9 protein-coding genes are annotated in these 14,741 nt (G+C 58.5%); 7 read left to right on the forward strand and 2 right to left on the reverse strand.

All coding sequences use genetic code 11. The annotated features are described in order from the left end of the window. Window positions 1–578: 578 nt before the first annotated feature. From metG to B088_RS06970, 7 genes are all read left to right on the forward strand, one after another. On the forward strand, window positions 579–2,651 hold the full coding sequence (gene metG, locus B088_RS06940; RefSeq protein ID WP_018107696.1) for a methionine--tRNA ligase: 2,073 nt from the start codon (window positions 579–581) through the stop codon (window positions 2,649–2,651). A gap of 2 nt (window positions 2,652–2,653) precedes the next feature. Beyond that, entirely contained in the window at window positions 2,654–3,769 is a 1,116-nt protein-coding gene (gene mnmA, locus B088_RS06945; RefSeq protein WP_018107697.1) for a tRNA 2-thiouridine(34) synthase MnmA, read from the forward strand. 72 nt (window positions 3,770–3,841) lie between these two features. Beyond that, entirely contained in the window at window positions 3,842–4,441 is a 600-nt protein-coding gene (locus B088_RS06950) for a nuclear transport factor 2 family protein (RefSeq protein WP_018107698.1), read from the forward strand. 81 nt (window positions 4,442–4,522) lie between these two features. Continuing rightward, window positions 4,523–5,542: an ROK family protein gene (locus B088_RS06955; RefSeq protein WP_018107699.1), complete on the forward strand. Its 1,020-nt coding sequence runs from the start codon at window positions 4,523–4,525 to the stop codon at window positions 5,540–5,542. A gap of 240 nt (window positions 5,543–5,782) precedes the next feature. Continuing rightward, window positions 5,783–6,451: a 7-cyano-7-deazaguanine synthase QueC gene (gene queC, locus B088_RS06960; RefSeq protein ID WP_018107700.1), complete on the forward strand. Its 669-nt coding sequence runs from the start codon at window positions 5,783–5,785 to the stop codon at window positions 6,449–6,451. Beyond that, complete coding sequence (locus B088_RS06965) at window positions 6,452–8,833, forward strand: 4-alpha-glucanotransferase (RefSeq protein WP_018107701.1); 2,382 nt, start codon at window positions 6,452–6,454, stop codon at window positions 8,831–8,833. It begins immediately after the preceding gene. Window positions 8,834–8,841: 8 nt separating this feature from the next. Then, on the forward strand, window positions 8,842–10,236 hold the full coding sequence (locus B088_RS06970) for an arylsulfatase (protein WP_018107702.1): 1,395 nt from the start codon (window positions 8,842–8,844) through the stop codon (window positions 10,234–10,236). A gap of 64 nt (window positions 10,237–10,300) precedes the next feature. Here the strand turns inward: B088_RS06970 and B088_RS06975 are convergent, their stop codons facing one another. Next, on the reverse strand, window positions 10,301–10,993 hold the full coding sequence (locus B088_RS06975) for a tetratricopeptide repeat protein (RefSeq protein ID WP_018107703.1): 693 nt from the start codon (window positions 10,991–10,993) through the stop codon (window positions 10,301–10,303). 709 nt (window positions 10,994–11,702) lie between these two features. Next, window positions 11,703–13,649, reverse strand: a complete 1,947-nt coding sequence (locus B088_RS06980) for an alpha-L-fucosidase (RefSeq protein WP_245546734.1) — start codon at window positions 13,647–13,649, stop codon at window positions 11,703–11,705. Window positions 13,650–14,741 lie beyond the last annotated feature (1,092 nt).

Genomic DNA, 14,741 nt, shown 5'->3' on the forward strand with positions numbered 1-14,741 from the left:
TTCTGTCTCCTCCCGACCAAAAATGCAGACTATGAGACTCTCCACCAGATTAGCCTTGACTCAGCAAGAGCCCTGAAACACCACGGCAGGGGTGACGCATTTGAGCCTTAAAGCAAAGAAGTGATAATCCCTGTCGCTGTGCAATCCTGTCGACTGATCCCAGCCCTGCTGCTACCGCATGCCGATCCCGCAGGGGCGAAGCCCCGGAGGGATCATCGCTTTTTAGACCGGGTGTCGAGGCACGAAGTGCCGATGACCCCGGGAAACGATGACGCATTCAAGGTATACGACCCCGCCAGGGTGTCGCACATACCAGTCAGTCAATCAGTGCGACACCCTAACGGGGTCGCAGGATCGCTTGCAATGCCTGATCCCCGGGTCGTCGGGGCTACGCCCCTTGACCCGGGTCTAAAAAGCGGGCACCCCTGTCGGGGTGCATCGTTCACCACTCTTCACAATGAGTTGAATGGTTTCTGTACCACTCAAATGCGTCACCCCTGAACACCACGGGGGAGGCGTCCGGGCAGTCGGCGAAAAGTGGTACCTTTGTGACCTATATAATATAAGGTATACAGATCATGAGTCAGGATAATAGTCACTTCAAGCGAACTCTCATCACCGCCGCGCTGCCCTACGCCAATGGGCCGGTGCACATCGGTCACCTCGCCGGCGTCTACGTGCCGGCAGACATCTACGCCCGCTACTTGAGACTGCGCGGACGGGAGGTGCTCTTTGTCTGTGGCTCCGATGAGCATGGTGTGCCGATCACCCTTCAGGCCAAGAAGCGGGGCATCACCCCGCAAGAGGTGGTAGACCAGTTCCATGGGATCATCAAGAAGTCCTTTGAGGACTTCGGGATCTCCTTCGACATCTATTCCCGCACCTCGTCCAAGACCCACGAGGAGACGGCATCCGCCTTTTTCCGCAAGCTCTATGATGACGGGAAGTTTATCAAGCAGACGACCGAGCAGTACTACGATGAGGAGGCGGGAGAGTTCCTCGCCGACCGATACATCGTCGGCACCTGCCCCCGCTGTGGCAATGAGGAGGCCTATGGCGATCAGTGCGAGAAGTGCGGCTCTGAGCTGAGCCCAGATGAGCTGATCAACCCCCACTCCAAGCTGAGCGGCGCCACCCCGGTGAAGCGCCCGACGACCCACTGGTACCTCCCGCTCAATGACTATCAGGACTGGCTCTCCAAGTGGATCCTCGAGGAGCACAAGGAGTGGCGCCCCAACGTCTACGGTCAGTGCAAGAGCTGGCTCGATATGGGGCTGAAGCCTCGCGCCGTGAGCCGCGACCTCTCGTGGGGCATCCCGGTGCCGGTCGAGGGGGCTGAGGGGAAAGTGCTGTACGTCTGGTTTGACGCCCCGATCGGCTACATCTCCAACACCCGTGAGCTGCTCCCCGATAGCTGGGAGACATGGTGGAAGGACTCCTCGACGAGGCTGATCCACTTCATCGGGAAAGACAATATCGTCTTCCACTGCATCGTCTTCCCAGCCATGCTTAAGGCTGAGGGCTCCTTTATCCTCCCCGACAATGTGCCCTCCAATGAGTTTCTCAATCTCGAGGGCGACAAGATCTCGACCTCCAAGAACTGGGCCGTCTGGCTCAATGAGTACCTCGAGGACTTCCCCGGCAAGCAGGACGTCCTGCGCTATGTGCTGACCGCCAACGCTCCGGAGACCAAGGACAACGACTTCACGTGGGAGGACTTCAAGTCCCGCAACAACAGCGAGCTGGTCGCCATCCTTGGTAACTTCGTCAATCGCGCGATGGTGCTCACGCGGAAGCACTTTGACGGAAAGGTGCCTGCCGCCGAGCTGACGGACGAAGACAAGGAGGTGCTCAGCAAGATGAGGGAGATCCGCGAGGAGACCGCCCGACTGCTGGAGGACTTCCACTTCCGTGACGCTCAGCGTACCGCCATGGAGCTGCCCCGACTGGGGAATAAGTACCTCGCCGACCTCGAGCCGTGGAAGGTGATCAAGACAGACCGCGAGCGTACCGGGACGATCCTCAACGTAGCCCTCCAGATCGCCGCCAATAGTGCGCTGCTCCTCGAGCCCTTCCTCCCCTTCTCGATGGCGAAGCTCCGCCGCATGCTCGCTATGGACGAGCAGGTCGACTGGGAGGCGATCGGTGAGACTAATCTCCTCAAGGCGGGACACCAGCTGGGTAAGACCGAGCTGCTCTTCGATAAGATTGAGGATGATCAGGTAGAGGCACAGAAGCAGAAGCTCCTCGCTGCCAAGGCAGCCACACTAGCAGCCAAGGAGGCAGAGGCAGCGGCTCATCTCTCTGTGGACCCGATCGATGAGGAGATCCCCTTCGATGACTTTGAGAAGATCGATATCCGTGTCGCCACCGTACTGGAGTGCGAGCGTGTACCGAAGTCCAAGAAGCTCCTTCGCTTCAAGCTCGATGATGGTCTCGGCGGTCGACAGATCCTCTCCGGACTTGCCGGCTACTACGAGCATCCGGAGGAGCTGGTAGGTAAGCAAGTGCTCTTCCTCGCCAATATCGCCGGCCGTAAGATGATGGGACTCGAGAGCAATGGCATGATCCTGAGCGCTGTAGAGCCCGATGGCACGCTCTCTGTAGCGACCACCTCCAAGGAGGTCCGCCCGGGCAGCCGACTCTCGTAATCATGTCCTCGACAGCCCTTCTCCTCTCCGGCGGTGTCGACAGCTCCGTCGCAATGGTTCGTCTCCTCGAGCAGGGGATAAGGCCTGACCTCTTCTACATCCGCATCGGGGCGAAGGAGGAGGGCTATGCCGGTTGTCCGGCGGAGGATGATGAGGTGATCGTCCGGATCTTAGCGCGGAAGTACGATCTCCCGCTCGAGATGATCGATCTCCACCGGGAGTACTGGGACCATGTGGTCGGCTACCTGCTGGAGTCGGTGCGGAGGGGTCTGACGCCTAATCCGGACATGATGTGCAATAGGTGGATCAAGTTTGGCGCCTTTGACAGCTACACCGGATCCACCTACGACCATATCGCCACGGGACACTACGCCCGCAAGGAGACGATCGACGGACGAGACTACCTCGCCACAGCGGTCGACCCGGTGAAGGATCAGACCGACTTCCTTGCACAGATCACCTACCCGCAGCTCCATAAGGCGCTCTTCCCGATCGGGGATCTCCCCAAGGAGCGGCTCCGAGCCATCGCTGAGGAGCATCACTTGGTCACTGCCCACCGGGACGACAGCCAGGGGATCTGCTTCCTCGGCAGGATCGACTACGACGACTTCCTCCGGGAGCACCTAGGGGAGAGGGTCGGCCCGATCGTGGAGCTAGAGACGGGTCGCGTGCTGGGCGAGCATAAGGGCTTCTGGTACCACACCATCGGGCAGCGGAAGGGGCTCGGTCTGAGTGGCGGTCCCTGGTACGTGATCCGGAAGGATGTGGCGACAAATACGATCTTCGTCAGTCGAGGCTTCGACACAGCGATGCAGTACAGCGACCTGATCCGGCTGGGGGCGATGAACTATATCTCCGGCGATCCGATGCCCAAGGGGGCGAGCGAGATGCCGGTGACCCTTAAGGTACGCCATACGCCCGACTTCACTCGTGGACTGCTCCGTCGCCACGCCGACGGGAGCCACAGCGTGCTCGCCGAAGAGCCGATCCAAGGGGTGGCAGCGGGGCAATTCTGCACCCTCTACGACACCGAGGAGCACCTCTGCTACGGGAGCGGAGTGATCGCCGAGGGGCTTCAGAGAGACTCTCAGGATAAGATTCCGCAGGAAAAACCTTAATTTTTATCAGAAAAGGAGTACCTTAGTACACAGAATAAGAATATATCACTCATATAGTATCAAAAACCGGATATGAAACGTATCAATACCATTCTGGCTATCGCCATGACGCTGGTGCTCTCTCTCGGGCTCACCGGATGCGGCAAGTCTTCGCCCAAGGATGTCGCCAAGGAGGCTGTCGAGGCTCAGCTCAAGGGCGACCTGCAAGCCTTCTACAACCTCCTCTGCGAGGCGGACCAGACCACGATGACGTACGACAACTTCATGACCAAGTACGTCATACCTAAGGATGCACAGTCACTTTTCGACCTAGTACCGGAGACCCGCGAATCGCTGAAGGCAACAGGCTTCAAGGAGATCGTGAATGGCGAGACCGCCACCGTCACCTATGTCCTCACCGTGCCCAATATGGACAAGATCATCAAGGAAACCATCAGCCTCGAGATCCTGCAGCAGATGATGGCGAAGGGCAAGCGAATGAGCTCACTCTCCGACCTCCCCGATGAGATGAAGGAGAATATCAAGCAGTACCTCGCTAAGAACGATATCCCCACCCTTGAGGTCCCTCAGACGATGAATCTCGTGCGGGAGAATGACAACTGGCGGGTCAATCTGAATCTCCGTGACGCTCTCGACCTCGGTCGCATGCCGGCCCCCTTTGTCCTCAAGTGACCTCCGGGCCCGAGCAGGGACAACTATCCGTGCGGGGAGGGGATGACAATCTCTCACCACAAACTAGCTAGGAACCAAACCATGGCAAATAAACCAACTATTGAGTCCAAGCCCTACGTCATAGGGATCGACCTCGGTGGCACCAACACAGCCTTCGGGATCGTAGACGCGCGAGGAAATATCCTCCGCACCAGCTCCATAAAGACCGGTAAGCACCTCGACATCAAGGACTACATCAAGGACCTCGGGGTGGCTATCCGTGATCTGGTCGAGATCGACCTGACGATGGACAAGATCTTCGGTATCGGAATCGGAGCTCCCAACGGAAATTACTTCAATGGCTCGATCGAATTTGCCCCCAATCTCCCCTGGAAGGATAAGATCCCACTCGCCGGTCTGCTCGAGAAGGAGCTGCAGATACCGGTCGTCCTCACCAATGACGCCAATGCGGCTGCCATCGGAGAGATGACCTATGGTGCGGCTCGAGGTATGAAGGACTTCATCGAGATCACTCTCGGCACCGGTGTCGGTAGCGGCATTGTCGTCGGGGGCGAGCTGGTCTACGGGCACGATGGCTTCGCCGGCGAGGTGGGTCACACCGTGATCCGCCGCAATGGTCGCACCTGCGGCTGTGGCCGTCAGGGATGCCTCGAGACCTACACCTCCGCCACGGGGGTGGCTCGCACCGCACGCGAGTACCTGTCGATCCGTGAGGATGACTCCCTGCTCCGCGACCTCGACCCGGCGGAGATCACCTCCAAGGATGTCTTTGATGCCGCCATGAAGGGCGACAAGCTGGCGATCCAGATCTTCGAGAATACCGGTACGATCCTCGGTGAGGCGCTCGCTGATGCAGTCGCCTACACCAGCCCAGAGGCGATCATCCTCTTCGGCGGTCTCACCCACGCCGGAGACCTGCTCCTCAAGCCGACACAGCGCGCTATGGAGGAGAACCTTCTCAATATCTATAAGGGCAAGGTGAAGATCGTCTTCAGTGAGCTGAAGGAGAATGACGCCGCCATCCTCGGTGCCGCAGCCATGGGCTGGGAGGCAACACACCTCCACCCGGACAGCGTCTATATGGCCAACGCCGAGGTGTAACCGCGGCAGCGTCCCCAAGTACTACAGCGGTGGAGCAGGGTTATGACCTTGCTCCACCGCTTTTTTTATTCCCATAAAAATCAGAGCGGATGAGCCCTCACACTAAACCCGGTATTAGAGATCACTAAACCCGATATTAGGGATCACTAATATCGGGTTTAGATAATTCCCATGACGGGCCGGGATGTCGCTCCCGGGATTCAGCGCCGTGGAGAGCTTAAATAATCGTACATTTGAGGTATGAAGAAGAATAAGAAAGATGCTATAATCGTCCTCTCGGGCGGTCTCGACAGTGTCACTTTACTGCACGACAAGCAAGATGAGATCGCCCTGGCCGTAACCTTTGACTACGGCAGCAATCACAACGCTCGCGAGATCGCCTGTGCGAAACGCCACTGTGCCGCACTCGGTATCGAGCACTTAGTGATCCCGCTCCACTTCATCAAGGAGTACTTCCACTCCTCCCTCATCGAGGGAGCGGAGGCGATCCCGGAGGGATCCTATGATGAGGAGAATATGAAGTCCACGGTCGTTCCCTTCCGCAACGGAATCATGCTCTCCGTCGCCTGCGGGCTGGCAGAGAGCCGGGAGCTGAGCCGAGTCATGCTCGCCAATCACTCCGGTGACCATACGATCTACCCCGACTGCAGACCCGACTTCATCCGAGAGATGAGCGGGGCCATGCGTGCCGGGACCTTCAATGGCGTCACCATCGACGCGCCCTACACGCTGATCACCAAGTCAGACATTGTCCGTCGTGGTGCAGAGCTGGGCGTGGACTACAGTGACACCTACTCCTGCTATAAGGGGGGAGAAAAGCACTGCGGCAAGTGCGGCACCTGCGAGGAGCGACGCGAGGCCTTCCGTGAGGCCGGCATCACCGACCCAACCACCTACGAGACTAAGTAGATGAAGAAATCCAGTACGACAGAGCAGCGCATACTGCTGACTCTGGTTCTCCCCTATCAGACCTCTCACGAGAGACAGACCCTTGTCTGTATGATGGGGGCCGAAAGGCTCCCGATGGAGGAGCGATCGGCAGGGCTCTGGACCCTCGACCTGCCCCTTTCCATCCGCAGCCACAAGGAACTGCGCTACAGCTACAGAGTGGAGGAGGAAGGGGATATCGTCGCTGTGGAGGCTCCTATGCCCCATACCATTCGCCTGAGAGCAACGGAACCGAAGACGACACCTCTCAACGTGGTAATCCGCGACCGGTGGATCGCCCCCTCGCCCGCACATCGGCTAATGAGTCCTCCCCTCTGCGGGCTGCTCGGGCTGACTGACCGGACTAAGGAGCCGATGGCTGCGCTCGACTGTCACCGCGGTGAGGCGATCGCCTTCCTGAGGCAGGAGATCTACGATGGTGAGCTCTTCCTCGTGGGCTCTGCAACGGAGGCGGGAGCGTGGGACCCGATGCACGGCATCCCCCTCCGCGCCTGTCGCCACTGCTACACACTATCCATGGAGGGACTCCCGGCGATGGAGTACAAGGTGGTTCTCCGCAGGCGGGATGGATCAATACTCTGGGAAGAGGGACCCAATAGAGTCTACCGACCGGAGGAGAGGCGCTCCCTCACGCTCACCTTTGTCGACGAGCCAACTCTTCAGCCCACCTGGGAGCGAAGGAGTATCGAGGGGACGGTGGCACCACTCTTTGCCCTCCGCACGGAGCGGTCCTATGGTATCGGCGATTTTGGCGATGCGGTGGACTTCGTCCGCTACCTTGCCGAGCTGGGACAGCATATCTACCAGATGCTCCCCTTCTACGACACCACTTTTACACGTACCCCGCTCGACTCCTATCCCTACAACGCCATCACCACCTACGGGCTTGATCCCCTTTACCTCGATGTGCGCAGACTCCCTGGGTACGACGAGGCACCGCTCAGGCGGCGCTGGGAGGGTCGAGCTACCGAGCTCAATGCCCTGCCTCGGGTCGACTACCTATCCGTCCGGGAACTCAAGCGCGAGGTGATCGACTACTGCTACGATCGGGCTGATGATCAGACGATGGAGAATGTGAGGGAATTTATGTCCCGGGAGGGGGACGATCTGCTCGCTTACTGTCTCTTCTGCGTCCTTAGGGATCGACAGCCGGGGACGCCGGTCACCGATTATGCAGACTACGAAACGATCCGGGAGGAGTACCTCAGGACGAGGACTATCCAGGGAGCACAGGCGGAGCGGGAGGTGCTTCGGTACGCCTTCATCCAGTGCTTCTTGTACGACCAATTGGGCAGGCTGACGGAGACCGCCCACCGGCATGACGTCCTGATCAAGGGCGACCTGCCGATCGGCGTGGGAAGAAATAGCGTCGACGTCTGGGTCGCTCCGCACCTCTTCCACCTGGACAAGGAGGCTGGCGCACCGCCTGACTTCTTCTCCGCCGATGGGCAGGACTGGGGCTTCCCCACCTACGACTGGGAGGCGATGGCAGCGGAGGACTTCCGCTGGTGGCGTCACCGCTTTGCCGTGATGGAGCGCCACCTTGATGCGATCCGCATAGACCATATCCTTGGCTTCTTCCGCATCTGGAGTATCCCGGAGAGTAGCTCCGATCAGCGTCAGGCACACTATGTTCCGGCACTCGGCTACCGACCGGATGAGGTGCAGGGTGTGGAGAAGCTCTGTGCTAAGGACGAGCGAGGGCTGTATCACCCATCGCCCTCGCCGGAGCTCTATCCGGACTTTGGTCCCCTAAGCGCCGAAGCAAAGCAGCTGATCCTCTACCTCCGGGAGGAGTACCACCACCACCGCAATGAGGAGCTCTGGCGCCGAACCGCCATCAAGCGTCTCCTCGGAGCCACCTCAGAGACCGCCATGCTCCTCTGCGCCGAGGATCTGGGGAGTCTCCCGGGGAGCATGCGCGAGGTGATGGACACCTTCGAACTGCTCTCCCTCGAGGTGGTGCGGATGGCGAAGAAGCCCTGGTGCCCCTTTGCCCACCCTCATGACCTCCCCTACCTCAGCGTAGGCTCCACGTCGACCCACGACACCAGCACACTACGCGCCTGGTGGCACTCGCTCGATCACTACATGAGGTGCGAGATCGGTGCCGCTTACGGTTGTGCGGACGACCCCACACCGGCGGGTCTGATCCGCGCCCTGAGACGACTTGCCCCGTCGGTTCTGCTGGTTCTGCCGATGCAGGACTGGTGGACGCTGACCGGATACGGTTCGGAAGTGGCACCGGAGGAGGAGCAGATCAATCACCCCGAGGATCCCAAGCAGATCTGGGACTATCGGATGCCCGGTACGATTGCGGAGCTACCGCGTTCCTTAGAGTAAAGAAAAGTATGAGTACAAAGAGACTTCTATCCACCGCAGCACTCGGAGCACTATCCCTATCAGCGGCTGCCCAGATGCGCCCCAATGTCGTATTCTTCATGGTGGACGACCTCGGCATCGGTGACATCGGTGCCTATGGTCAGAGATTCATCCCGACGCCCGGTCTGGACAGCCTCGCCCGGGCGGGTATGACCTTTACGCAGGCCTACGCCGGCTGCTCCGTCAGTGCCCCATCCCGCGGATCACTCCTCACCGGTCGCCACACCGGACACGCCTTTATCCGAGGGAATAAGGACACTCCCAATCCCGACGGACACACCTACGACCATCCCCTCGCCGATGGTGAGGTGACCCTCGCCGAGATGCTGAGGGATGCCGGCTACGACACCGCCTGTATCGGGAAGTGGGGTCTGGGCGGACCCGGCACCGAGGGCGCACCGACGCGACAGGGCTTTGACTACTTCTATGGCTACCTCGGTCAGCTCAACGCCCACCGACACAGACCGGAGTTTCTCCATGAGGGAGAGACGCTGGTCCCGCTGGACGGGAAGACCTACGCACAGGATCTGCTGATGGATCATGCTGTCGATTTCCTCAGAGACAGGGAGCGGAAGGAGCGCCCCTTCTTCCTCTACTTCACCCCCGCCCTACCGCATGCGGACCTGGATGCGGAGGAGGATGATCGGAAGCCCTTTGAGGGAAAGTTCTGCGAGCGCCCCTTCGAAGGCAATTGGTACCGCGCTGAAGCGCAGCCTAAGGCAACCTATGCCGGTATGGTTCGCCGGATCGACAACGATGTACGGCGGATGATGGAGGTACTTCAGGAGGAGGGACTGGCGGAGAATACCCTCTTTATCTTCACCTCAGACAATGGTCCGCACGAGGAGGGCGGGCACGATCCTTACTTCTTTGACGGCAATGGTCCCTATCGCGGTCTTAAGCGTGCCCTCTACGAGGGGGGGGTACGGACACCCCTCATCGCTGTGTGGCCTCAGGTGATCAAGCCCGGTAGTACGTCCTACCACATGCTCGCCTTCTGGGACGTGATGCCGACCCTGCAGGAGCTCTCCGGCGCCGCTCCTCAGACTCAGTCTGACGGGATCTCCTTCCTTCCCACCCTTACCGGTCGAGGCGAACAGCCGGAGCACCCGTATCTCTACTGGGAGTTTCATGAGGAGGGCGGACGTCAGGCGGTCCGCATGGGGCAGTGGAAGCTGATCCGACAGCAGGTCAAGGACGCCACCCGGACGCACGATGAGCTCTTCAATCTCTCTGCGGATCCCGGTGAACTGCGCGATGTCTCCGCTGATTACCCGGAGGTAGTCCGGCAGTTGGGCGAATTGATCGACCGGTCGCACCGACCCAGCCGTGACTTCCCGCTGCTCCCATCAGAGAGACAGTAATAGAGAAAGATCCCCCCGCAAGAGACTTGCGAGGGGATCTTTTTTTGTGCTTAGTCAGGGGAGGTTACTTGCCCTGTAGAGTCAGCGTCTGGAGATACTTCTCAGCATTAGCAGCAGAGGGCGAGGTCGGATAGCTCTCCTTGACTTTAGCATAAGCCTCCTTAGCCTTATCCGTCTTACCGAGAGCCTCATAGGCGAGTCCCGCCTTGATCAGATAGATCGGTGAGAGGAGCATATTGTCCGCTTTCTTGGCTGCGTCCTCGAAGTAGCCCACAGCCTTGTCGTACTGGTCTCCCTCGACGTAGCAGTCGCCGATCAGACCGATGACACTCGGCTGGAGCATCATGTCCTTGGAGCTAAACTTATCCAGTTGCTTGATAGCGCTCTGGTAGTCACCCAGCTGGTAGTAGCAGACACCGGCGTAGGCATGAGCGACATTACCTGCAGGAGTATTCCCGTAGTCGCTGATGATATCAAGGAAACCCTTCACATCAGCGCCGTTACCCTTGAGAGCTGTCTCGAATGAGTCTCTCTCGAAGAGCTGCTCTGCACGGAAGATCTGCTCCTCAGCCTTAGCCTTATGAGGCATCATATAGGCATTACGATAGAGGATGATGCCACCGATGACGACGATAGCGGCTACCAGGCAGATGATAAGCGTCCGCCTATTTTTCTTCATGTAATCCTCTGCCTTACTTCCGGATTCGGCGGAGGTTGCCTCCTTATTGAGGTCTTGGGTATTGCTTTGCTTACTCATGAGTTAGCTTCTTATATATAGACTACGGACTAACTGCGCAAAGGTAGTAAAAACAATCCGATAAAGCGATAGATCCGTCTGCCATTCGCTCCGGACGCGGTGACAAAAGAGAGTTAGCGCGACAGAGATAAACACAAATAATTGTCAAATATGGGGTAAATTGTCATCTTGAGTAGGCAAAGGCTTGCATTATTCCGAGAAAGTCCCTACCTTTGCATCGTGGTTTTTTCATAATAGTATTAGATTAAAGGTTAAGGTAAGAACAGAGCTGTCGTGAGACAGCTTTTTCTTGAAAGGTCACGAGTCACCTCACTTATGGAGGCGACTCGTTTCTTTTTGTCTGCTATCGAAGCAAAATCAGGGAAGAAAAAAAACGAAATCCTATCCACCTGACAAAGAGCGCAATCCGAATCAATCGCAATCATTTTGCAAAAATATTTAGGTACACCCCTTGCATATATGGGAGAAAGTCCCTACCTTTGCATCGTGGTTTTTTCATAATAGTATTAGATTAAAGGTTAAGGTAAGAGCTGAGCTGTCGGGAGACAGTTTTCTCTTGAAAGATCACGAGTCACTTCGTACACTTCGTACGGTAGAGGGCTCGTTTCTTTTTTCATAGACAACATGTAGTCTGACACAAGACTGCACGTTATACACAAGCTAGGGGCCCCGAGCGAAGTGATTCGACTCGGGGCCCTTTTTTGCGTGATTATCTGATGCGGAGAGCGGAGAGGTGGGCCGGAGAGGCGATGGGGAAGCGATGAGGTCGTTTCAGCGTCACGATGTCCGAGGGCGGGAGCAACATCCGCTGCAGCTCATACCGCTCTATGGGCATAAGACGAGCGTAGGGACGAGAGCCGAAGCCGTTGTAGAGCTTGAGCTGTAGCCTGTGCCGTCCCGGCTTCAGAGAGAGGAGCAGCGGGATCGTCTCCGCACCCTCTCGCACAAATCCCCCATCGATATACTCTCCATCGAGGTAAAGGAGGAAGCCGCCTCTATAGCTGAGATCCACCCTCAGGTCGCCCGACTGATCGCAAGTCAGCTCCTGCTCGTAGAGCACTCCTCTGTGCTGATCGGGAGAGCCGAGTAACGAGTCTCCCAGCATCGTCCCCTCCACCGGCTGAGGGATCACGCCGTCATCCGAGGGCATCCGCCCCAGCTGCCCGCCCACCGATCGGCAGGTGAGAGCCCCTACGAGCCGCACCTCCGGAGACGTTGCACCGCTGCTCCGTCCCCGGAGTGTCACTATCTCCCCATTCATCTCCACCTCACGGCCCTCATACTCTCGAGGGAAGGAGATCTCTCTCAGCCCCTTCCCCACGACCCTGTAGCCGACCACACTCCGCAGCCCGGAGTAATAGTCCGCGAGAGAGTAGGCAAAGATTGTCTCCGACTGAGGCTGCAGTGAGACCGGCTCCGCAAAGGTGAGACATACCGCCCGATAGGGTACCCCCGCGAGAGGAGTGCAGCGAACCGCCGGACGACCTCCGACCGAGACAAGCTCCACTCCCGCCTCACCATCGAGAGCGGCAGCAGTGAGGGGCAAAGAGGTGAGCGCCGGCAGCTCGACCAGCGTCCGATCATCGGGGACAAAGAGGTAGACCGCCCGCCCATCCGCACGGCAAGTCAGGAGCGGTCCCTGAGCCGACAGCCCATCCGTCCCATAGACCGCCTCACCGTAGACGCGCAGCCACGCCCCCATACGCTCCAGCACCAGCCGCTCAAAGGGGACCACCCCGCCCTCGCCATCAGGACCTATATTAAGGAGATACTTTCCCCCGCCGCAGACGACCCGGAGCAGATCCGAGAGCTTCTCCCGCACCTTTTCTTCCACACTGCCCCTCCTCTGCCAGGAGCGATAGCCCCATGTTTCTGGGAAAAAGCTCGCCGCCGTCTGCCACGGGATATCCATCGCGTAGTCCGGTGTCTCATTGTCAGGGAAGACGGCGAAGTCGGCGCAGTCATTCCCCAGCCGCCCGCTGACCATACACTTCGGCTGCAGGCTCTTCACCAGGCGATACAGCTCCCTACTCTGATCAGGCGTCAGCGAGCCCATGTCGAACCAGAGCTCATCCACCGGCCCGTACTTCGTCAATAGCTCCCGCACCTGTCGCTTATTGTACTCATGGTGAGCCGGCGTCACCGGATCGGCATTGTGCGACGAGTAAGGCACCGCCCCGGGGAAGTGCCAGTCGATGAGGGAGAAATAAAGCCCAAAGCGCAAGCCCGCCCTCCGGCACGCCTCCGCCATCTCCCTCACCAGATCACGCCCACAACGGGGCGCCCGAGCAGCGGAGAAGTCGGTCGTAGCCGTCTCCCAGAGACAGAACCCCTCGTGATGCTTCGCCGTCAGCACGACGCTACGCATCCCCGCCCTCTTAGCCAGCGCGGCTATCGAGTCCGCATCGAAGCGCTCTGCGGTGAAGTCCCTCGCCGATGCCTCGTAGATATCCATGTAGTGGACGCCGAAGGAGAAGATCTGCTCAGAGTACCCATCCCGCACCGGCACGCCGTCATAGACCCCGCCGTACGTGGAGTAGAGACCGTAGTGGATAAAGAGCGAATACTTATCCCCAAGCCAGTCTCCCGCCGAGACGCGAGGGAGCAGCAAGGTAAGGAGACCGAGGGAGAGCAAAGCACGCTTCAGGACTGTCATAATCATCAGATGTGGTAAAGTGGTGGGGCCGCAACCTCTGCAGAGGTCGGGCGACACAAAGTTAATCTTTTCCCTCCACCACCTCACCACCCTCGCAGGGGTGACGCATTTGAGCTTTAAATAAGTCATCCAACTCATCGTGAAGAGTGGGGAACGAAGCACCCCGACAGGGGTGCCCGCTTTTTAGACCCGGGTCGAGGGGCGTAGCCCCGACGACCCGGGGATCAGGCATCGCAAACGATCCCACGACCCCGCTAGGGTGTCGCACTGATTGCCTTACTGGTAAGTGCGACACCCTAGCGGGGTCGTATATCTCTCTCGGGATCCTCTTTCCCGGGGTCTTCGGCACTTCGTGCCTCGACACCCGGTCTAAGAAGCGATGATCCCTCCGGGGCTTCGCCCCTGCGGGATCGACAGACGGAATGACACCTCGAAGAGGTGCGTTCTGCATAGACTGTAATGCTCAAATGCACCACCTCCCGGCATCGGGGAAGCAGAGGATCATCCATGCCTATTGATCGGACTTATCGATCACATTCGAGTGCCACGACAGGGAAAATCACACCACACTGATTACCAGCAGGTAGATAGGCGTCGTTTCTATTACCGGTATTAGTTCAATCTATTATCGGTATTAGTTGGAACTATTACCGGTATTAGTTTTCTCTAATACCGACTATAGTTTTCTCCCAGATCGACATCAGTCGGAGACCATAGCCCGACACACCTCGCACGACCATCTCCGGCGAGAGCTCTGATCCTCGCCCGGGAGTGACGCCTTTGAGCATTGGAGTAATCATATACCTAGAGGGCTTATCCGTGAGGCACCCGAAGGGTGCTCGCTCCATAGGCATCGGTCATCCGCGAAGCGGTGACCGATGTACAAAGACCCTTCCCTACCCCCTCGACCCCTTGTGGGTCGCCGAGCAGAGCCTTCAGCGACCCCGCCAGGGTGTCGCACTCACCAGACTGGCAATGAGTGCGACACCCTGGCGGGGTCGCGGGATTGCTTGCATTGCCCGCTCCCCACTCTTCACTATTAGATAAATGGCTACGGTGTCTCTCAAATGCGTCACCCCTGATCCTCACGCG

Source organism: Porphyromonas bennonis DSM 23058 = JCM 16335, from assembly GCF_000375645.1.
Taxonomy (GTDB): domain Bacteria; phylum Bacteroidota; class Bacteroidia; order Bacteroidales; family Porphyromonadaceae; genus Porphyromonas_A; species Porphyromonas_A bennonis.